Below are 19,646 nucleotides of genomic sequence, written 5' to 3'. Positions count from 1 at the left end.
AAGTACATTGCGCAATCGAATCGCACTCGCCGCAGCGCTCACCACCGGTCTGATCGCGCTCACCGCCACCGCCGCCACCGCGGCTCCGGCCCAGCCCGCGACGGCGGCATCCGGCGATACCCGTGCGTGCGGGGACGTGAAGCTGTCGGGCGCCCTGCCCGTACCGCCCGAGGGCATGGCCGTACGGCAGGACGTCTCCATCGGCCCCGACTGCGAGCCGGTGCTCGGCCCCGCACGGCTGGTCGCGAAGTCCGGCCCGGCCGCGACCGCACGGACGACCCGGGCCGCCGCCCAGGGCGACCGGCAGGTCCGCAGCTGGTCCGAGATGTACGACTGCTGCAACATCCGGATGACGGGGCTCTACACGACGTCCGACTGGAGCTCCGACGGCACGGTGGTCACCGCCTCGTCCACCGAAGCGACCCAGCAGTGGAACCGCGAACCGTGGAACGCGGGCTGGTCGCTGAAGTCCTCGGGCACCTCCGCCGACTGCGTCGCGAACTGCGCCGTCTCCACCAACGTGGCCGACGCCTCGTTCACCTACAAGGGAATCTTCGACCTGACGGGCAACGTGTACGCCAACACGCACCGCTCCACCGTCGCCCTCAAGGCCGACGGAACCGCGTCCTGCGAGTTCGAGGTCGACCTGAAAAACACGTTTATCGGCTGGAACTGGCAGCGCGGCTGCGAGTAACAGAAACAAGGGCCTTCACTCCGCCGGAAGAAATAGCCGGGGACGCACATTCCGCTGTGGCACCCACCTGCCACTCCTCTTGATCGACGCATCGCGGGTCAGCACGATAAGCCTCGCCATGCTCCATCCGTAGAGAGAAAAGGAGTGTCATCCATGAAGAAGGCTGTCTACGAGACCCCTGAGTTCAATGCCGCGGGCTCCTTCCGCAGCGAGACCGGCCTGGTCGTCATCATCCAGGCCGACTGGAACGCCCCCGGCTGGTTCTAGTAACTCGTTCCTCAGGAGTTGACTGTGATGGATCACGGCACGCCGCACTTCCTGGCCTTTCCCGATCGGGACGACGCGGCGGCCGTGGTCCGTCGCCTGCGTTCCGCGCACCCCGGCTTCAAGTCGGTCGACCACCCTTCGGGCCGCCCCTGGATCCTGGGCAACTGGGACGACGAAGACCTGGCCGTGGCCCGGGCCGGGCACGACTCCGTGGCGCTGATCGGCACCCTTCCCCGGCTCGGGGGCGAGCTCCAGGACCTGGTCGCCCGCATGAACGGCTCCCCCGCCGCGCTCGACAACCTGCCGTCGGTGCTGCCCGGCGACTTCCATGTGCTCGGCAGCGTCGCGGGCGCGCTGCACGTCCAGGGCACCGCCTACGGCACCCGGCGCGTCTACCACGGCCGGGTCGACGGCACGGTGGTCGCCTCGGACCGGGCGCTGCGCCTGGCCGAACTCGTCGGGGCCTCCATCGACATGTCGGCGCTCGCCTGGAAGCTGCTGCTGCCGGTGCCGCGACACCTGGACGGCCGCACCATGTGGCTCGGCGTCGACGCCGTGGAGCCCGGTCTGCGCCTGGTGGTCGGCGCGGGCGACGAACGGGTCCGCACCGTACGCCGGCACCGGCCGCCCGAGTCCCGGCTGCGGATGGCCGAGGGAGCCGCGGCCGTACGGGAAGCCCTGGTCTCCTCGGTGCGAGCCCGCACCCACCGCGGCGGACTGATGAGCTCCGACCTCTCCGGCGGCCTCGATTCCACCTCGCTCAGCTCGATCGCCGCGGGCCAGCTCGGCGAGGGAGAATTCATCGTCTGCACCAACGGCGGTGACGAATCCATCAACGAGGACGGCCACTGGGCGCGGGTCGCCGCATCCGCATGGCCGCACGTGGAGCATTACCAGCTCCCTCCCGAGGAACAGCCGCTCTTCTATTCGGGCGCACTCGACACCACCTGTCGGTCCGATTTTCCCGGAATGATCGCAGTCAGCCGGAAACGCGCGACAATCCTCATGTCCCGCATGGCGGAACGGGGCTCCCGGCTGCATATGGGCGGCCAGGGCGGAGACCATCTGTTCTTCAGTTCCGGATCGCACTATTACAGCCTGCTGACCCGTCGCCCTCTTCTCTCTCTTCAGCGTATTCGCGCATATGGAATTCTTTATGGATGGTCCTGGACCACCGTGCTGCGCCAACTGGCCAACCGGGGTTCGTACCGCAGCTCCTTGGCCGCCGTCGACCTGGACGGGTCGGGCGATCTCAGCTTCAGCGCCCCCGGGCTGAACTGGGTACGCCAGCCCGTGGTGCCGTCCTGGCTCACGGCCGACTGCCGGGAGCTGCTGGCGAAGGAGCTCGCCCGGGTGGTCGCGGAGGCGGAGCCCCGCAGTCCGGTCGTCAGCCGGCATCTGGAGCTGGACAACCTGCTCACCACCACCCTGGACATGGCGTCCACCTGTGACGCCTCCCGGCTCGCCGGAGTGCCGTTGTCCATGCCGTACTTCGACGAGGCCGTGGTGGACGCCGCGCTCTCCGTACGCGTCGAGGACCGGGCGACCCCCTACGCGTACAAGCCGCTGCTGATGGAGGCGATGCGCGGGATCCTGCCGGACGCGTGTCGGGCCCGCACCTCCAAGGCCGAGGGCAGCTTCGACGCGGTCGGCGGTCTCTACCGGCACCGCGCGGAACTCATCGAGCTCTGGCAGGAGAGCGCGCTGGGCAAGGCGGGGCTCATCGACGCCGCCCGTCTCGCGGATCTGTGCAGCCGGCCGGGCACCCCGGACCTGAAGGACGGATCCATCAACTCCACGCTCAGCTGCGAGGTCTGGCTGCGTTCCGTCGCCTGACGGGCGGCCACACGACGCAGCGACGACGGCACCCACCCCACAGACAAGGATGAGCCAGGCATGAAACTGCGCAACCGCAAGCATCTGGTCGTCACCGACACCGACTACGGCGCCGTGCTGCTGGACTCCAAGAGCGGGCAGTACTGGCAGCTCAACCCGCCCGGTGCGGTGATCGTCCGGACGTTGCTGGACGGCGAAGGACCCGACGAGGCGATCCGGCGGGTCACCGAACGATTCGACGTGGAGACCGAGCGGGCCACCACCGATGTGCACGCGCTGATCGACGCCATGCGCTCCGCCGGGGTGGTGGAGAAGTGAGCGTCACCGTCGCGCTCAACCGCGACCACCGGCCGCGCTCCTGGAAGCTGCGCCTCCAGACCAGGCTCGCCATCTGCCTCGCCCGGATCCTGGCGCTCTTCAAGCCGTACGTGGTGCGCCGCGTGCTGGTCCGGTTGAGCAAGGGGGCGAAGGCCGCCGACGCCGCCGAGGTCACGTCCGCGCGGGACTCCGTGCTCGCCTCCAGCCTCGGGCTGCACGGGCTGCGCGCCTGTCTGCCCCGCTCTCTGGCGACGGCGCTGCTGTGCCGGTTCCGGGGGACCTGGCCGACCTGGTGCGTGGGGGTGCGCACGGCACCGCCGTTCGCCGCCCACGCCTGGGTCGAGGCCGGGCGGGAGATGATCGGCGAGACGGGCGGTTACGACAGCTACTCACGGCTGTTCACCGTGCCGCCGACCACGCCGCTTCCCCGCGCGGAGAGAGAACCGGCCACGAAGGACGAACCGGCCACGGATCAGTAGGCCCGGCCCGCCGAAGGCCCCCGCCCTCAGGGCCGGGACCGCCGACGGCAGGCCCGAACCCCGGGCGGGAATCCCGCCAGAAACCCCGGCAAGTCGCCGCCATGGCGGTCGCCCCGAGCCGCCCGCGCTCCTCCCCGCGTAACGAAACTCGCACACATGTGCCAGGCTGTGCCATCGCCGGGCGTCTGAAGCCTGGCCGAAAAACAAGGCCGGGCACACGTCGGGTTCGGGTAACAGAGGTCGGGGAGGGGATCGCTGGTGGCCGCGATGCAGCTGACACGCACGCACCGCATACTCATCGGGGTCGTCGTCGCGGGCGCGGTGGTCATCGCCGCGATCGGGTTCGCGGGTTCCTACGCCGCCGTGCGCGAACTCGCGGAGGAGAAGGGCTTCGGGACGTTCTCCCTGGTCTTCCCGATCGGCATCGACGCGGGCATCTGCGTCCTGCTCGCCCTGGACCTCCTGCTGACCTGGATGCGGATCCCGTTCCCGATGCTGCGTCAGACGGCGTGGCTGCTGACGGCGGCGACGATCGCGTTCAACGGCGCCGCCTCCTGGCCCGATCCGCTGGGCACCGCGATGCACGCGGTGATCCCGGTGCTGTTCGTCGTCTCGGTCGAGGCGGCCCGGCACGCGGTGGGCCGGATCGCGGACATCACGGCCGACAAGCACATGGAGGGCGTCCGCCTCACCCGCTGGCTGCTCTCGCCGATCCCCACGTTCAAGCTGTGGCGGCGGATGAAGCTGTGGGAGCTGCGCAGTTACGAACAGGTCATCAAGCTCGAACAGGACCGGCTGATCTACCAGGCCCGCCTCCAGGCCCGCTTCGGCCGCAACTGGCGGCGCAAGGCCCCGGTCGAGTCGATGATGCCGCTGCGCCTGGCGAAGTACGGGGTCCCGCTCGCCGAGACCGCCCCGGCCGGCCTGGCCGCCGCCGGCATCGAACCGGCTCTGCTGCCGCCGGTGCCCGTCGAGGCCGACCGCCCGAAGGCCGAACTGCGCCCCGCCGGGCCGGACCGGGCCGCCGAGCCCGTTCACGCCGAGCTGCCGTACGGACCGCGGCCCGGCACCGAGCACGGGCAGCAGGACGGCCAGGAGCACGGCCAGCAGGACGGCCAGCAGGACGCCCACGGGCACGGCCGGCCCGACCAGGGCCGGCACCCGGAACACGCCCAGCCCCACCCCCAGCCCCAAGAGCCCCACCCCGCCTCGCTCCAGAAGCAGGACCCGCCCGTCCCGCCCACCCACGACAGCCCCTGGTTCGCCGCGCAGAAGCTGCCGGACAACGGCCACGAGAGCGCGTACGACCCGCAGCACGTCGAGGGCCCGGAGCCGGGCCCGGTCCAGATCCCCGCGGGCCCCGGCCGCACCCGGCCGCTCGGTGACGTCGGCACGATCGGCGCGGTCCCGCACCCCCGCCAGGAGGAGCAGGCCCCCGAGCCGCCGGAGGTCCCCGATCCGGAGGAGGCCCCGCAGGTGGAGCAGTGGCCCATGGAGGACACCGACTTCGCCCGGGAGGCGTACGAGGTGTTCAGCGAGTACACCGACGCGCAGGGGCAGTACCCGTCCGTGGAGGTCCTGGACATCCACCTCGCCGACACGCGCAACGTCCGCCACCCGCGCTCGACGGAGCTGCTCCAGCAGCTGATGCCGCAGTTCAGGGACGCCTACGCGCAGCGGCCGACCGCCGAGCAGCCCGCCTGAGGCACCGGCGTACGACAGACGGCGGAGGGCCGCCGCCCGGGAGTGGTTCCCGGGCAGCGGCCCTCCGCCGTTGTCAGGGTGTTACGCGCCCAGCAGCCTGCGCACCCGGTCCGCCCCCACCGCGAGGAGCAGCGTGGGCAGACGCGGGCCCGTGTCGCGGCTGACGAGGAGGCGGTAGAGCAGCGCGAAGAAGGACCGCTGCGCGGCCTTCAGCTCGGGCGTCGGCTTGGCGTCCGGCTCCAGGCCCGCCAGCACCTTCGGCACGCCGTAGACGAGCGTGGTGAGCCCGTCCAGCGACCAGTGCGTGTCCAGACCCTCCAGGAGGAGGCGCAGCGACTCCCGGCCCTGGTCGTCGAGCGAGCCCAGCAGCTCCTTGTCGGGCTCGTCCCGGACGATGGTGCGGGCCTCGGCCGGGACCTGGGTGGTGATCCAGTTCTCGGCCCGGTCGAGGCGCGGGCGCGCCTCGTCCAGCGAGGTCAGCGGGTTCTCCGGGTCCAGCTCGCTGAGGATGCGCAGCGTCTGGTCCTCGGCGCCCGCGGTGATGTCGGCGACCGAGGCGAGCGTCCGGTACGGCAGGGGGCGCGGGGTGCTCGGAAGCTCCCCGGCGGCCGTGCGGACGGCCCGGGAGTACGCGGCGGCGTCGGCGGGCAGCACCGTGCCGTCGGCGACCTTGCGGCCCAGCGAGTCCCACTCGTCGTACAGCCGCTGGATCTCCTGGTCGAAGGCGATCTTGAACGACTGGTTGGGCTTGCGGCGGGCGTACAACCAGCGCAGCAGCGGCGCTTCCATGATCTTCAGCGCGTCGGCCGGGGTGGGCACCCCGCCCTTGCTGCTGGACATCTTGGCCATGCCGGAGATGCCGACGAAGGCGTACATCGGCCCGATGGGCTGGACGCCGTCGAAGACCTCGCGGACGATCTGGCCGCCGACGACGAAGGAGGAGCCGGGCGAGGAGTGGTCGACGCCGCTGGGCTCGAAGATCACGCCCTCGTAGGCCCAGCGCATCGGCCAGTCGACCTTCCAGACCAGCTTGCCGCGGTTGAACTCGCCCAGCCGGACCGTTTCGGCGAAGCCGCACGCCGAGCAGGTGTAGTTCAGCTCGGTGGTGTCGTCGTCGTAGGAGGTGACGACGGTGAGGTCCTTCTCGCAGTTGCCGCAGTAGGGCTTGTACGGGAAGTAGCCGGCGCTGTTGCCGCTGCCGTCGTCCTCGTCGGCGGCGCCGGAGCCCTCGGCGGCCTCCAGCTCGGCCTCGTCGACCTTCTTCTGCTGCTGCGGCTTCTTGCCGCCCTTGCCCTGCGCCGCCGGGTCCTTCTTGGTGCGGTAGCGGTCGAGGACGGCGTCGATGTCGGCGCGGTGCTTCATCGCGTGCAGGATCTGCTCGCGATAGGTCCCGGAGGTGTACTGCTCCGTCTGGCTGATCCCGTCGTACTCCACGCCCAGCTCGTCCAGGGCCGCCGTCATGGCGGCCTTGAAGTGCTCGGCCCAGTTCGCGTACGCCGACCCGGCCGGGGCGGGCACCGAGGTCAGCGGCTTGCCGATGTGCTCGGCCCAGGACGCGTCGACGCCCGGGACACCGTTCGGGACCTTGCGGTAGCGGTCGTAGTCGTCCCAGGAGATCAGGTGGCGCACGGTGTACCCGCGGCGGCGGATCTCGTCGGCGACCAGGTGCGGGGTCATGACCTCGCGGAGGTTGCCGAGGTGGATCGGGCCCGACGGGGACAGACCGGAGGCGACGACGACCGGTTTGCCAGGCGCACGACGCTCCGATTCGGCGATGACATCGTCCGCGAAGCGGGAGACCCAGTCGGTCTCGGTGCTGGTCTGACTCTCGGCCACGGTCGGCACGTCCTTCTCTCGTCTGTCGTTTCCCGATGGGGTACGGACCATTCTCCCAGCTACCACCCGCAGCGCGAAAACGGCTTTGCACCCCGTGGGATACTGGACCGATCCCTTGTACCCCTACGGAAACGGCAGCCAGACCATGGCCTCGGTCCCTTCCCTCGCTTCCACGCTCCAGCAGCAGCTGGCGGACGCCCTGACGGCAGCGCTGCCGGATGCCGGCACCGCGGACCCGCTGCTGCGCCGAAGCGACCGGGCCGACTTCCAGGCCAACGGCATCCTGGCGCTCGCCAAGAAGCTCAAGGGCAACCCCCGGGAGCTGGCCGGCCAGGTCACCGCCGCCCTCCCGGCGGGTGAGCTGATCAAGGACATCGAGGTCTCCGGCCCCGGCTTCCTCAACATAACGCTCGCGGACCGGGCCATCGTCGAGACGCTGGCCGCCCGGGCGGCGGACGGCGAGGGCCGGCTCGGCGTGCCGCTGCGGCCGGAGGCGGGGAAGACCGTCGTCGACTACGCCCAGCCCAACGTGGCCAAGGAGATGCACGTCGGCCACCTACGGTCGGCGGTCATCGGCGACGCGATGGTCAACATCCTGGAGTTCACCGGCGAGGACGTCGTACGGCGGCACCACATCGGCGACTGGGGCACCCAGTTCGGCATGCTCATCCAGTATCTGATCGAGCACCCGGGCGCCCTGAAGCACGAGGGCGGCGCCACGGACGGCGAGGCGGCCATGTCGACGCTGAACCGCGTCTACAAGGCGTCCCGGGCGCTGTTCGACTCGGACGAGGAGTTCAAGGCCCGGTCCCGGGACCGGGTGGTGGCCCTCCAGGCCGGTGACCCGGAGACGCTGGAGCTGTGGCAGGGCTTCGTCGACGAGTCGAAGATCTACTTCCACTCGGTCTTCGACAAGCTCGACATGGAGGTCCGTGACCCCGACATCGTCGGTGAGTCCGGCTACAACGACATGCTGGAGGAGACCTGCCGGATCCTGGAGGAGACGGGTGTCGCCGTCCGCTCCGAGGGTGCGCTGTGCGTGTTCTTCGACGATGTGAAGGGCCCGGACGGCAACAAGGTCCCGCTCATCGTGAAGAAGACGAACGGCGGCTACGGCTACGCGGCCACCGACCTCTCCGCGATCCGCGACCGGGTCCAGGACCTCAAGGCCGACACCCTGGTGTACGTGGTGGACGCCCGGCAGTCGCTGCACTTCAAGATGGTCTTCGAGACGGCCCGCCGGGCGGGCTGGCTGAACGAGGACGTCAAGGCCGTGCAGCTGGCGTTCGGCACGGTCCTCGGCAAGGACGGCAAGCCGTTCAAGACCCGTGAGGGCGAGACGGTGCGGCTGGAGGACCTCCTCGACGAGGCGGTCTCGCGGGCCACGGCGGTCGTCCGGGAGAAGGCCGAGAAGGTGGGCCTGTCCGAGGACGAGATCGTGGAGAACGGCCGGTACGTCGGCGTCGGCGCCGTGAAGTACGCGGACCTGTCGACCTCCGCCGTGCGGGACTACAAGTTCGACCTGGACCAGATGGTGTCGCTGAACGGCGACACGTCGGTGTACCTCCAGTACGCCTACGCGCGGATCCAGTCGATCCTGCGCAAGGCCGGGGACGCGGTTCCGGCCGCCCACCCGGAGCTGGAGCTGGCCCCGGCGGAGCGGGCGCTCGGTCTGCACCTGGACCAGTTCGGCGAGGTGCTGGCCGAGGTGGCGGCAGGCTACGAGCCGCACAAGCTGGCCGCGTACCTGTACCAGCTGGCGTCGCACCTGACCACGTTCTACGACCAGTGCCAGGTGCTCAGCGCGGACAACGCCCCGGAGGTCGTCGAGAACCGGCTCTTCCTGGTGGACCTCACCGCCCGGACCCTGCACCGGGGGATGGCGCTGCTGGGCATCCGGACGCCCGAGCGCCTCTGACCGCGTCCGCCGCGCGGGCACCTATACGACCGGCCCCGGCCACCTGTTTCGCGGGTGCCGGGGCCGACGGTCGCCGCCTCCCACGCCGCCGCCCCGGGGCTGCCGACCGGCTACTGGGGACGGCCCAGCGCCCACCCCGACACATCGGAGAGCCGCCCGCGCCACAGGGTCAGGGAGACGGGGGCCTGGGCCCCGGTGACGAGGGTGACGTCGCGCAGATGGATCCAGCGGGGCAGCCGGGCCGCCCCGGTCCCGTCCTCCTCCTCCGCGCGCAGCTCCCGGACACCCTGGTCGACGGTCTCGGGGAACTCGGCGAGCAGGTCTGCCCCCTCGCCTTCCACCTGACGCAGGCTCCTGGCCCACTCGGCCTTCCACTGCTCGTGCCCGATGACGTCTCCGTGCAGGATGCCACCGGGGTGCGTGAGGGTGAGGGGCAGACTGGAGCGGGGGTCCTCGTCGAGGAGCTGGATGAGCAACTGGAGCTGAAGGTCGGGCAGCGGTTCGGTGATCACCGCGGCGGACGGTGCGGACGAGGTCTCGGCGGTGGCGCTCATGGGCCCTTCCCCTCACATGTCGGGCGGCGGTCGTCCTCCCCGCCTGCCCGCCGAACGCGCGGCCACGCCTCGGCGGGCCCGGGACCTCGGCCGATCAGAGGAAGCGGCGGATCGGTACGACGGCCGCTTCCCGGGCCCGCTGGAGGAGATCGCGGCGCTTCCACCGGCCGTGCTCGATCAGCACGCTCCTCGCCCGGTCCTCCTCGAAGTGGCCGTCGAGGGTGGCGGTGAAGTCCCGGTCGAGGACGGCGAGCATGACTTCCTCGTCGTGGTCGAGGGAGCGCCGGTTGAAGTTGGTGGAGCCGATGAGCGAGGCGACCCGGTCGACGGTGAGCGTCTTGGTGTGCAGCATCGTCGGCTGGTACTGGTGGATCTTCACACCGCAGGCGGTGAGGTCCTCGTAGAAGCGCTGCCCGGCGAGCTGGCAGACCCGCTTGTCGGTGTGCGGCCCCGGCAGCAGGATCTCGACCTCGACGCCACGCCGGGCGGCGTCGCAGAGGAGCCCCGTGAAGTAGGCGTCGGGGGCGAAGTAGGCGGTGGTGAGGCGGATGCGCTCCTCGGCGGACTCCAGGACGACCCGGATCAGGGTCTGCATGTCCTGCCAGCCGAAGGAGGCGGAGCCGCGCACCACCTGCACGACGGCGTCCCCGTGGTGCTCCTCGTCGATGAAGCGGTCACGCTCGTCGAACAGCTCCGCGTGGCACTCGGCCCAGTTCTGCGCGAACGCGGCGGCCAGACCGTCGACGGCGGGCCCGGTGACCTGGACGTGCGTGTCGCGCCACTCGTGCTCGTTGCGGGCGTCGCCGCACCATTCCTCCGCTATCCCGACGCCGCCGGTGAAAGCGGTTCGCTCATCGACGACGAGGACCTTCCGGTGGCAGCGGTGGTTCTGCTTGAACGGGGAGAGGTGGAGGGGCTTGCGGAACCAGGTGACGGTGACCCCGGCGGCGTCCATGAGGTCCAGCTGGTCCTGCTCGATGAGCCGCGACCCGAACCCGTCGAGCATGAGGCGCACCCGGACCCCGGCGCGGGCGCGGTCGGCCAGCGCCTCGGCGAACCGGAGGGCGATGTCACCCCGCCAGTAGACGAAGGTCATCAGGTCGACGGTGTGCTCCGCCTCCTCGATGGCCTTCAGCATGGCTCCGAAGATCGCGTCGCCGTTGCGGAGCGGGACGAGGGCGTTTCCCTCGGTGGCGGCGATGCCGATCAACCGCTCCAGTCTGCGTCTGAGCCGCAGGGACCGCTCCTCGCAGGTGCGATCGTCCAGGGCCGGCAGTCCGCCTGGGGCAGGTCGGTCGTCCGGGGCAGGTCGGTCGGTGGATTCGGCAGCAGTGGCGGACATGGATCACCTGTGGGCACGGGGCGGGGCGGCCGGCACCGTCGTCGCGCGGCGGCGGGGCTGCCAGAACCTCGCAGACTGTACTCCCGCGTTCTGGACATGCGTACGAACACCTGTCGGTCTGCCACCGGGACGGACTGCACATCTCAGGGCTGACCGGCGCGCTCCCAGCCGTAGCCGGGTCCCCCGTGCACGTACTCCGGACGCCCCTTCATCCCGCTCAGGCGGAACGGCTTCCCGCGGTCGTCGATCCGCAGCGTCCCCTCGTTGCCCCCGCTGCTCCACTCCAGCTCCAGGTACCAGCTCACGTCGTGGCTCACGGCCGTCATCTCCAGGTTGAAGACCTCCACGTCCTCGGACGACACCTTGTACGGGAAGTCCACCGCCGGGACCTCGGCGTCCCCCTGCTTCCCCGGCACCGCCCGGAGGACGGGGTGCCCGGCGTCGAGGCCGGCGGCGAAGGTCTGCGGGGTGATCCCGCTGCCGCAGCCGTTGCCCATCAGATACGCCGACCAGGGCAGCGGCGCCTTCCGGGACACGACGCGGACGTTCATCCCCTTCAGGACGACCGCCTCGCGCGAGGTCCCCTGCACGGTGAGCTGGAGCCGGGTGACCCCGCCCTCGACCCCGCCGTACGACTCCGCCCAGCCGCGCCGGTCCTGCGGTGCGGGCGGCGGGTCGAGCTTGTCCGGGCCCTGGTTGACCAGAAAGTGCTGCCCGCAGGGTTCCTCCCAGTTGTACGAGGAGATGGTGACGGCCGGCGGAGCGCCGAGGCCCGTACCGCCGCCGCCCGCCGCACCGCCACCGCTCCGCGGCTGCCCCGGCCCGGAACCTCCCGGCTGCTTCGCGGACGGCTGCCCGGACGGGGAAGCGGACGCGCCCGCCGAGGAGCCGGACGGGCTCGGGCTCGCGGAGGGCCGGGGCATACCGGAAGTGGAGCCTTCCGGAGCCGCGGCGAGGCCCCCGCCCGCGTCCTCCACCCGGTCCGCGGCGCTCCCGCCGCCGTCCTTCCCCGACCCGACGAGATCGACGGCGACGACGGTGCCGGGCACGAGGAGCGCGGCGACTCCGGCGGCGGCGATGAGCACCCGCGTACTCCGGGAGAGCCGGCCCCAACGGGAGCCAGGACCCGACGCGGGGCCCTGGCGCACCTCCGGTGCCCGGCGCACCTCGGGCGTCCGGGACGGCTCAGGCCCCCCGGACGACTCGGGCTCCCGGGGCGCCGGAGTCGGCTCACTCGCCTCGCCCCCACCGGGAACGGCGTCAGGCACGACAGCAGGCGCGGCGGCTCCCGCCGGAGCCCGCCGCCGGGCCGCGTCCGCCACGATCCACCGCCGGTGCACCTCCACCAGCTCGTCGCCCGACGCCCCGCACAGCCGCGCGAACCGCTCGATCGGCGCGTACTCGTTCGGCACCGCGTCCCCGTTGCAGTACCGGTGGAGGGTCGACGTACTGACGTGCAGCCTTCCGGCCAGCACCCCGTAGCTACGCCCCGAACGGTTCTTCAGTTCCTTCAGCAGGGCCGCGAAATGCTCGGCCTCAGGCGTCGCCACGACGGCGTTCCCTCCCTGGTCCGTCCCGGAACGGCGTTCCAGGGACGCGGAATTCCCGCAGGTCACCCTACGCGTAGACGTTCCAGCATCCCCAATGGTTCGGCAGGCGTTGCGGCCGGATTCCGCCACCCCGCAAGCTCGGACCAGACCACAGCAGGACCGCAGATCAACCGAGTACGGGGAGTACCACCGCCATGCGCACCAACCGCATCCGCACCACCGCCCTCGCCGCAACCGCCCTCGCGGCCGCCCTGTCGCTGACCGCCTGCGGCGGGGACGACAAGGCCATGGGGACCAAGCCGGCCGGCGCCGCCGAGACGGCGGCCCCGGCGGCGACGAACACCGACGGCAAGGCACCGACGGACGCGCCGGAGGCCGGCGCACCCGAGACGCAGACCGTGCCCACCGAGGGGAAGCACGCGGGCGGCAACGGGGACAGCCGCGCCAAGAAGCCGGAGACCGCGCGGAACGCGGAGGCGGCGGCCTCGATCCCGGCCTGCACGCCCGAGAACTCCACGATCAAGGTCTCCTCGGTGAGCCGCCCCATCAACCACCTGCTGCTCACGGTGACCAACACCGGCTCCAAGGACTGCGCCGCGTACTACGCGCCGTTCCTCCGCTTCGACGACGCGCAGGCGGTGTACCCGATCCTCGACGACAGCAAGCCGCAGGCGGTCGTCGTGCTCTCTCCGGGCGAGAAGGCGTACGCGGGCATCGGCCTGCTCGGCGAGCCCGGCGAGGACGAGCCGGTCAAGAGCGACAACCTCGGCGTGATCATGGTCGACAGGAACAACACGTCCAAGGGCGAGACCACGCTGAAGCTCCCGGCGGAGACGTACACGGACAGCCGGGGCTTCGTCACCTACTGGCAGTCGGACATCGAGACCGCGCTGATGTTCTGAGCCGCGGAGCCCCCCGGAGCACCCCGGAGCACCACGAAGCGCCGCCGAGCGCCCTCTCGGGAACACCTCCGGCCAGCGCCTGACGTGCCGTAACCATGCGCGACCCGTACAGATGTGTTGTACGGGTCGCGCATGCGTGAAGCGGGTTCCGGGGTGGGAGGGGGAACCGTATGCACCCCAGAAAGCGGCAGCGCAAAAACGCGTCGACGATGAAGCTCGTGGGCAAGCTCCTGGCCCGGTTCCGCGCCGAGGCGGGCATGACCCAGGTCGAACTGGCCCTGGCGGCAGGCGTACAGGAGGACACGATCGCCTCCATCGAGCAGGGCAGACGCTCGCTCGTGCCGGATCTGGCGGAGACGATCGACGATCTGCTGGACACCAAGGGCGCGTTGGCGACGGCGGTCGACAACATGCCTGAATACGACCTGATTCCGCTGTGGGCCGAGCACTACCTCAACATGGAACACGAGGCGCTGGCGCTCTCCTGGTACGACAACCAGGTCATCCCGGGCCTGCTCCAGACGAAGGCGTACGCGGACGCGGTGTTCAGCAACAAAATCCCCGTCTACAGCCCGGAGGAGATCGAGACGCAGACGGCGACGCGGCTGCAACGCCAGCAGATCCTGGACCGGAAGAAACCGCCGACGATCAGCATGGTGATCTGGGAGCCGGTGCTGATGATGAAACTGACGTCGGACGAGGACCACCGGGAGCAGCTGCGCCACCTCTACGCGATGGCCCAACTCCCGGGTGTCTGCCTCCAGGTGCTGCCGCTGGACAGCAGGGCCCACGCAAGCCTCGACGGCCCGTTCATCCTCTTGGAAACACCGGACCACCAGCACATCGCCTACACCGAGACCCAGCGCGGCAGCCACCTGATCTCGGACCGGAATGAGATCAGCATCCTCGCCCAGAAATATGCGATGCTGCGAGCCCAGGCGCTCACCCCTCTTGAGACCCTGCGCCTGCTGGCCCGCTTACTGGGAGAGACATGAGCACCGGACTGAACTGGTTCAAGTCGAGCTACAGCGGCAGCGAAGGCGGCCAGTGCCTCGAAGTCGCCTACGACTGGCAGAAGTCGAGCTACAGCGCCAGTGAAGGCGGGGCCTGCGTCGAGATCGCCGCGCACCCCGCCGCCGTCCACGTCCGTGACTCCAAGGACATCGAGGGCCCGACCTTCACCGTCGCGCCTTCGGCCTGGTCGGCGTTCGCCGCCTACGCGGCCACCGCCTGACGCCCTCCGGTCATCCCGCCCGGACCGTCTCGTAACGGAGCAGGACGACTCCGTTCCCGAAGGTCCGGGTCTCCATCAGCCGGAGCATCTGCCGCTCCTCGGTGTCCCGGAAGAAGGGGCGGCCCCGGCCGAGGATGACGGGGTGGATGTAGATCCGGTACTCGTCGATCAGATCGGCCTGCCGGAACGACTCCAGCAGATCCGCCCCGCCGACCGCCAGGTCCCCCGACGCGGCGTCCCGCAGGCCGCGCACCTGCTCGGGGTCGACCTCGTGCAGCAGGGTCGCGTTCGGCCCCACGCTCTCCAGCGTCCGCGAGAAGACGAACTTCGGCATGTCCCGCCAGATGCCAGCGAATTCGGCCATCGGGCCTTCGTTGTCCGGGTCCTGATCGGCGGTCGGCCAGAACTCCTCCATCAGCTCGTAGGTGACACGCCCTTCCACGAACCCGCCCATGGTCCGGAAGTAGTCGTTGAAGTGCTGGTGCACCTCCTCATCGACCGTGTGCCAGTCGATGTCCTGGTCGGGCCCTTCGAAGAAGCCGTCGAGGGAGAGCGAGATGGACGTGACGATCCTGTTCACGGAGGCTCCTGGGGGGTTCGTTGGGGGACTCGTCAGGTGGCTCGTTAGGTGGCTCGTTAGGTGACTCGCGGGGTGGTCGTCAGGTGACTCGCGGGGTCGTCAGGTGGCTCGCGAACTGGCATCTTCCTGGCGTCGCACCATCTCGGCGATCCAGGCGGGCGCGTACGGGGACGTGCAGTTCGGCGGGGTCGGGTAGTCCTTGAGGACCTCCAGACGCTCACCGATGGCGACGGCACGGGCGCGGTGTCCGGGGTGCTGGATGCCGATCTGGGCCAGGCAGTGGTTCATCGCCCACTGGAGCCGGTCCGGGGCGTCCTTCATCTCCGCCTCGACGGTGCCCAGCAGCCCGGCGAGGTCCAGCCCTTCGGGCTTCTTCACCACCCGCTCGGTGGTCAGCGCCCACCCGGCGCTCGCGACCACGGGGTCGGGGTCCTCGGTCCAGGCGAGGCGCAGCTCCTCGGCGTGCGGGCTCTTCTTCACCACGTAGTTGACGAGCCAGTCGTGCACCTTGGGGGCGCGCGCCTCACGGAGCATGGTGTCCAGCTCCTGCCGCCCGAATGCCTTCGGGCGGCAGATCAGGAGCGCCAGAAGGCGGGCCGCCGTGTCGTCGGTGGCCCAGAGGTCGCGGGCGAGGTCCTGCTGCGTCTTGAGCCGCTTGGCCAGTGCGCGCAGCTTGCCGAGGTTCACGCCGTGGTCGTCGCCGTGCCGCTCGTTGACCGCGCGTGCCTTCGGGTCCTCCAGCCCGGCCAGCTCCGCCATGACCTGCGCCGCAGTCGTTCCGGCTGTTCCGGCTGTTCCGGTCGCCCCGGACGCGCCGGACTTCGCGGTCGCGCCGGACTTCGCGGTCCCCGCTGTCATCGCGGTCTCCTTCCCGTGGCCGTGGTCGCGTCGCACGGCAGTTTTCAGCCTATGACCGACAGGGGCCGCCCGCTCCCGCTCGGCATCCAGTCGGCACAAGCTGTCAGTGCCCGCTACCCGTACCCACTGCCAGTGCCCGCTGCCCGTACCCACTTGGCAGTACCCGCTGCCCGTACCCACTTGTCAGTGCCCACTGTCCGTACCCACTTGTCAGTGCCCCCGCCTAGGCTCCCCCTCATGGCGACGCTCCCGAATCCTCTGCCCTCCCTGGCCTCCTCCGGCCTGGATCTCCCGCCCGGCTCCCTGGTGGACGCCACGCTGGACGGCCCCTGGCACGAGCCGCTGCTCTGGTACGCGGACGGCCCGGCGACCCCGCGCGACTGGCCGGACCTGCGGGCGGCCGGGCGGCGGGTCGGGCTGCTGCCGGTGCTCGTCACCGGCGGCTCGCGCGACCAGTGGCCCGAGGACTGGGACCTCTGCCCGGACGACACCTCGTATCCCGGCGACCACGACGCCGACGAGGTCCTCGCGGGGTACTGGACGGACTACGCGGACGACGAGCCGGGCGAGGGCACGGCGGCCGACGAGACCGGCGAGGCGAGCGGGGAGGACGAGAAGAACGGGGAGGACGGGGAGGGCGGGGAACAGCCCGGCGGCGCCGGCTCCTGGCCCGGCCTCGCGCCCGTCCCCGCCCGGGAGGCCCCCGAGGACCCGGACGCGGTGGCGGCAGGGCTCGCGGGCGTCATCGCCGCCGACGCCGACGCGTGGCTCGGCGGAGCCCGCATCGCCCTCGTCCCGGCCCGCCGGAGCGCCGACATACCGGCGGCGATCGGCTGGTCGGGCCCGATGAACCACGAGAACGACGTGGCCCGGCTCTGCGCGGTGCTCCGCTCGTGGGAGGACCGCTACGACGCCCGGGTCGTGGTGCTCGGCTTCGACACGATGATCGTCTCCGTGGGCCGCCCGCCCGGCACGATCGAGGAGGCCCGCGCCCTGGCCGCCGAGCACTACGCGTTCTGCCCGGACAACATCGACCAGTCCCCGCCGTACGACCTCGACGCCTACGCCGAGAAGGCCGTGCTCAACCAGGAAGCGTGGTCGTTCTGGTGGGACTGAACACGGACCTCGGCAGGATCAAGGCCTGGTGGCGCACGCTGGGCGGCGACCGCTTCGCCGTCCTGCCTCCCCCCACCCGGGGCCGCTACACCCAGTCGGACGGCCACGAGGACGCGGCGGAGATGTTCGCGTCCCGGGGCATCGCCACCGACACCTCCTTCGCCTACTGGCACTGGCAGTCCCATGACGCCTTCGCCCGCTCCGGCGAACTGACCGGCGTGCTCTACCTGCACTGGGGCGGCGACCACGCCACGGTCGCCGCCGGTCTCGGGGAGGGCCCGCCCGGCTACCGGATCGTCGACAACGGTCCGCAGGGGGCCTTCCAGCTGGACAAGGTCACGGCGACGGACGCCGACGGGCTGCCCGACCCCGAAGACACCGCGGGCGTACGCCAGTTCCTCGCCCGCGTCGACGAACCGCGCAGCCGGAGCACCCGGTCCACGGAGTACGACCCGCTGACCGCCGCCGAGGAACGCTGGCTCCACGACCGGCTGGCGGGCCCCGTGGACCTGGCCGCCGCCCACCGCTTCGCCGCCCCGCTGGAACACCGGCAGGCGCTGACCCCGGACGAGACGGCGCGGCTGCTGTCCGCCTGGCGGGAGACGTACGCCGGACGGCTCACGGCCTGGCAGGGCTGGCGTTCCGTGCTCCTCGCCCTGCTGCGCCAGGAGCACCCGGAGGCCTGGGAGGTGGCCGCCGAGCTGGGCGCCGACGCGTCCCACGCCCTCGCCGCGCATCCGTCCCCGCGCTCGCTGGAGCTGCTCCGCGCATGGGCGCTGACCGGTGACGGCAGTGCCGTACGCGGCTGGTTCCGCGCCCACCACGCCCTGCGCGAACCGGACCCGGTGCGCGCCGCCGCCGCGCTCTCCGAGGAGCTGACGGCGCACACCGCACCCGAGACCGCGCAGACCGGCCTCCTCCACGCACTGCGGGGAGCCGTCACCGCCGAGCACCGCACCCCCCGCCCGCCCACCTCCGAGAGGTTCTTCCCGCTCCTGCTCTCCACCGTCCGGTTCGCCACGGACGAGCGGCTGCCGCGCCCGCTGCGGGTCGCCGCGGCGCAGGCCGCCGCCGACACGGCCGGCCGCGTGCGCGAGGCGGCCGGCCGCCTCGCCGACCCCGCCGAAGCGGCCGACGCACTGGCGGCCGTCGACCGCTACGAGACCGCCCGCGACGACCTCCTCGCGGGCACCGGCCCCGACCTGTCCGGCTACGAGGGCCGCCTCGGCGACATCTGGCACCACTACCGCACCCTCGCCCCGTCCGACGTCCAGTGGCTCCGCGACCGGCTGGCCGACCCGGCCACCGGCGTCCAGGGCATCGCGTTCTGCCTGGAGTTGCTGTACGCCCACGGCGAGGCCACGGAGACGGACCTGCAAGCGCTCCTCCCCCGCTGGAAGAAGGAACTGTCCAAGCAGTACCGCACCACGTACACCGAGTGGCGCCACCCGTTGGTCACCCTGACCTGCCTGGCGCTCGACCTGGAACACCCCGCCGCGGCCGACCTGCTGGCCTGGTGGGCGAAGCCCAAACCGCTCTGGAAGGCGCCGGTCCGGCTGCTCACCCACCTCGGCGCGCCCGACGAGGAGAAGGCCGCCGAGCTGTGGGAGTTCATCGTCTCCGGCGGACACGACACCGGGCACCTGATGACGTGGGTGCTGCTCCGCGCCCGCCTCGACGGCGTCCACCCGCTGCACGTCGCGGAGAAGCTGATCGACGAGCCGGGCATCCGCGCGTACGTCCTGCACCACGTCCTGATCGGGGTCGCCGACCCCGCCCAGCCGCTCTGGCACTACACGATCGACTCGCGCAGCCACAGCTGGTGGCACCGCGCCCAGGAGGTGGCCGACCACCCCGCGCTCTCCGCCGGGGCCCGCGCGATCGGGCTGAAGGCGGCCCGCGAGCACTGCATCACGCGCTACCCGGACCAGGTGCGCCCGGCCCTCACGGAAGGCGAGGTGAACACGGCACGCGCCTGGCTGGCGGCCCGCGCCGACCGGACCGCCGCCGACTGAGCCCTCGTACTCATGCGGGCGGCGGCCCCGCACGGTTCACTCGGAGACATGAGCGACGACAGGCCCGGGACCGCCCCCGCACCCACCCCCGACGAGACGCCCGACCCCCGTGCCTGGATCGCCCCGCTGATCTCCACGGTCGTCACCGTGCCGCTGGGGCTGCTCGCCCTGCTCTACGGGGCGCTCTCCCCCATGGAGTGCGACTCCTGCAACGGCGCGGTGGCCGACCGCTTCCACGACAGCTGGATGATCGGGTGGACCGTTCTGTGGATCGGCCTGCTCATCGCCCTGGCCGTGCTGATCGCGAGCTGGGCGGTCCCCCGCCGGCTTCGCTTCGCCGCCCGCCGCGTGGGTCTGGCCCTGGCCGCGCCCGCCACCGTGGGGGTCACTTTCGTAGCATTCATGGCGTTGGTCGACTGGCCCTGACAGAAAGTGTCCACCCC

At 71.3% G+C, this 19,646-nt stretch carries 18 protein-coding genes; 12 read left to right on the top strand and 6 right to left on the bottom strand.

The genetic code is table 11. The features are described 5' to 3' along the window. Positions 1-7: 7 nt before the first annotated feature. The 5 genes from IE145_RS10900 (at position 8) to IE145_RS10880 (ending at position 5,298) form a co-directional block, all read left to right on the top strand. Positions 8-694, top strand: coding sequence for a hypothetical protein (locus IE145_RS10900; protein WP_189520721.1), 687 nt, complete (start codon positions 8-10; stop codon positions 692-694). A 294-nt stretch (positions 695-988) separates the two neighbouring features. After that, the gene (locus tag IE145_RS10895; RefSeq protein WP_189520720.1) at positions 989-2,797 is read left to right on the top strand and encodes an asparagine synthase-related protein; all 1,809 of its coding nucleotides are present in this window, start codon (positions 989-991) and stop codon (positions 2,795-2,797) included. Positions 2,798-2,857: 60 nt separating this feature from the next. Then, a complete protein-coding gene (locus IE145_RS10890; RefSeq protein ID WP_189520719.1) occupies positions 2,858-3,115 on the top strand; it encodes a lasso peptide biosynthesis PqqD family chaperone in 258 nt (85 codons plus the stop codon). Then, positions 3,112-3,594 (top strand): lasso peptide biosynthesis B2 protein, encoded by a 483-nt coding sequence (locus tag IE145_RS10885; RefSeq protein WP_189520718.1) that lies wholly within the window; start codon positions 3,112-3,114, stop codon positions 3,592-3,594. The genes IE145_RS10890 and IE145_RS10885 overlap by 4 nt, the downstream gene beginning before the upstream one ends. A gap of 258 nt (positions 3,595-3,852) precedes the next feature. Then, positions 3,853-5,298: a DUF2637 domain-containing protein gene (locus IE145_RS10880; RefSeq protein ID WP_189520717.1), complete on the top strand. Its 1,446-nt coding sequence runs from the start codon at positions 3,853-3,855 to the stop codon at positions 5,296-5,298. 81 nt (positions 5,299-5,379) lie between these two features. Here IE145_RS10880 and lysS read toward each other — a convergent pair whose 3' ends face one another. After that, on the bottom strand, positions 5,380-7,143 hold the full coding sequence (gene lysS / locus IE145_RS10875; RefSeq protein ID WP_189520716.1) for a lysine--tRNA ligase: 1,764 nt from the start codon (positions 7,141-7,143) through the stop codon (positions 5,380-5,382). 136 nt (positions 7,144-7,279) lie between these two features. On the opposite strand from lysS, the gene argS reads away from it, so the two are divergent. Continuing rightward, positions 7,280-9,052, top strand: coding sequence for an arginine--tRNA ligase (argS, locus tag IE145_RS10870; RefSeq protein WP_189520715.1), 1,773 nt, complete (start codon positions 7,280-7,282; stop codon positions 9,050-9,052). A 110-nt stretch (positions 9,053-9,162) separates the two neighbouring features. On the opposite strand, the gene IE145_RS10865 is transcribed toward argS, so the two are convergent. The 3 genes from IE145_RS10865 to IE145_RS10855 form a co-directional block, all read right to left on the bottom strand. Beyond that, positions 9,163-9,606, bottom strand: a complete 444-nt coding sequence (locus tag IE145_RS10865; protein WP_189520714.1) for a GvpU-like protein — start codon at positions 9,604-9,606, stop codon at positions 9,163-9,165. Between the two features lie 94 nt (positions 9,607-9,700). Then, positions 9,701-10,948, bottom strand: a complete 1,248-nt coding sequence (locus tag IE145_RS10860) for a phospholipase D-like domain-containing protein (RefSeq protein WP_189520713.1) — start codon at positions 10,946-10,948, stop codon at positions 9,701-9,703. 143 nt (positions 10,949-11,091) lie between these two features. After that, complete coding sequence (locus IE145_RS10855; RefSeq protein ID WP_189520712.1) at positions 11,092-12,498, bottom strand: helix-turn-helix domain-containing protein; 1,407 nt, start codon at positions 12,496-12,498, stop codon at positions 11,092-11,094. A gap of 194 nt (positions 12,499-12,692) precedes the next feature. Between IE145_RS10855 and IE145_RS10850 the strand changes: the two genes are divergently transcribed. The 3 genes from IE145_RS10850 (at position 12,693) to IE145_RS10840 (ending at position 14,634) form a co-directional block, all read left to right on the top strand. After that, positions 12,693-13,400: a DUF4232 domain-containing protein gene (locus tag IE145_RS10850; protein WP_189520711.1), complete on the top strand. Its 708-nt coding sequence runs from the start codon at positions 12,693-12,695 to the stop codon at positions 13,398-13,400. Between the two features lie 209 nt (positions 13,401-13,609). Further along, entirely contained in the window at positions 13,610-14,395 is a 786-nt protein-coding gene (locus tag IE145_RS10845; RefSeq protein WP_189520870.1) for a helix-turn-helix domain-containing protein, read from the top strand. Next, the gene (locus IE145_RS10840) at positions 14,392-14,634 is read left to right on the top strand and encodes a DUF397 domain-containing protein (protein WP_189520710.1); all 243 of its coding nucleotides are present in this window, start codon (positions 14,392-14,394) and stop codon (positions 14,632-14,634) included. Before IE145_RS10845 ends, IE145_RS10840 begins: the two co-directional genes overlap by 4 nt. Positions 14,635-14,644: 10 nt before the next feature. Here the strand turns inward: IE145_RS10840 and IE145_RS10835 are convergent, their stop codons facing one another. Together IE145_RS10835 and IE145_RS10830 are read right to left on the bottom strand one after the other, a co-directional pair. Further along, on the bottom strand, positions 14,645-15,214 hold the full coding sequence (locus tag IE145_RS10835) for a dihydrofolate reductase family protein (RefSeq protein WP_189520709.1): 570 nt from the start codon (positions 15,212-15,214) through the stop codon (positions 14,645-14,647). A 99-nt stretch (positions 15,215-15,313) separates the two neighbouring features. Beyond that, positions 15,314-15,973, bottom strand: coding sequence for a DNA alkylation repair protein (locus tag IE145_RS10830; RefSeq protein ID WP_229825513.1), 660 nt, complete (start codon positions 15,971-15,973; stop codon positions 15,314-15,316). A 336-nt stretch (positions 15,974-16,309) separates the two neighbouring features. Here IE145_RS10830 and IE145_RS10825 point away from each other — a divergent pair, with 336 nt between their 5' ends. From IE145_RS10825 to IE145_RS10815, 3 genes are read left to right on the top strand one after another with little or no spacing between them, the layout of a single operon-like run. After that, entirely contained in the window at positions 16,310-17,188 is an 879-nt protein-coding gene (locus IE145_RS10825) for a DUF4253 domain-containing protein (RefSeq protein ID WP_189520707.1), read from the top strand. Then, on the top strand, positions 17,167-19,203 hold the full coding sequence (locus IE145_RS10820) for a hypothetical protein (protein WP_189520706.1): 2,037 nt from the start codon (positions 17,167-17,169) through the stop codon (positions 19,201-19,203). The genes IE145_RS10825 and IE145_RS10820 overlap by 22 nt, the downstream gene beginning before the upstream one ends. A gap of 48 nt (positions 19,204-19,251) precedes the next feature. Further along, the gene (locus IE145_RS10815; protein ID WP_069737152.1) at positions 19,252-19,629 is read left to right on the top strand and encodes a hypothetical protein; all 378 of its coding nucleotides are present in this window, start codon (positions 19,252-19,254) and stop codon (positions 19,627-19,629) included. The last annotated feature ends 17 nt before the right edge of the window (positions 19,630-19,646 follow it).

The organism is Streptomyces sindenensis, assembly GCF_014649035.1.
GTDB classification, from domain to species: domain Bacteria; phylum Actinomycetota; class Actinomycetes; order Streptomycetales; family Streptomycetaceae; genus Streptomyces; species Streptomyces sindenensis.
The sequence above is the reverse complement of the archived record's forward strand: the minus strand, read 5'-3'. Positions and strand labels throughout refer to the sequence as shown.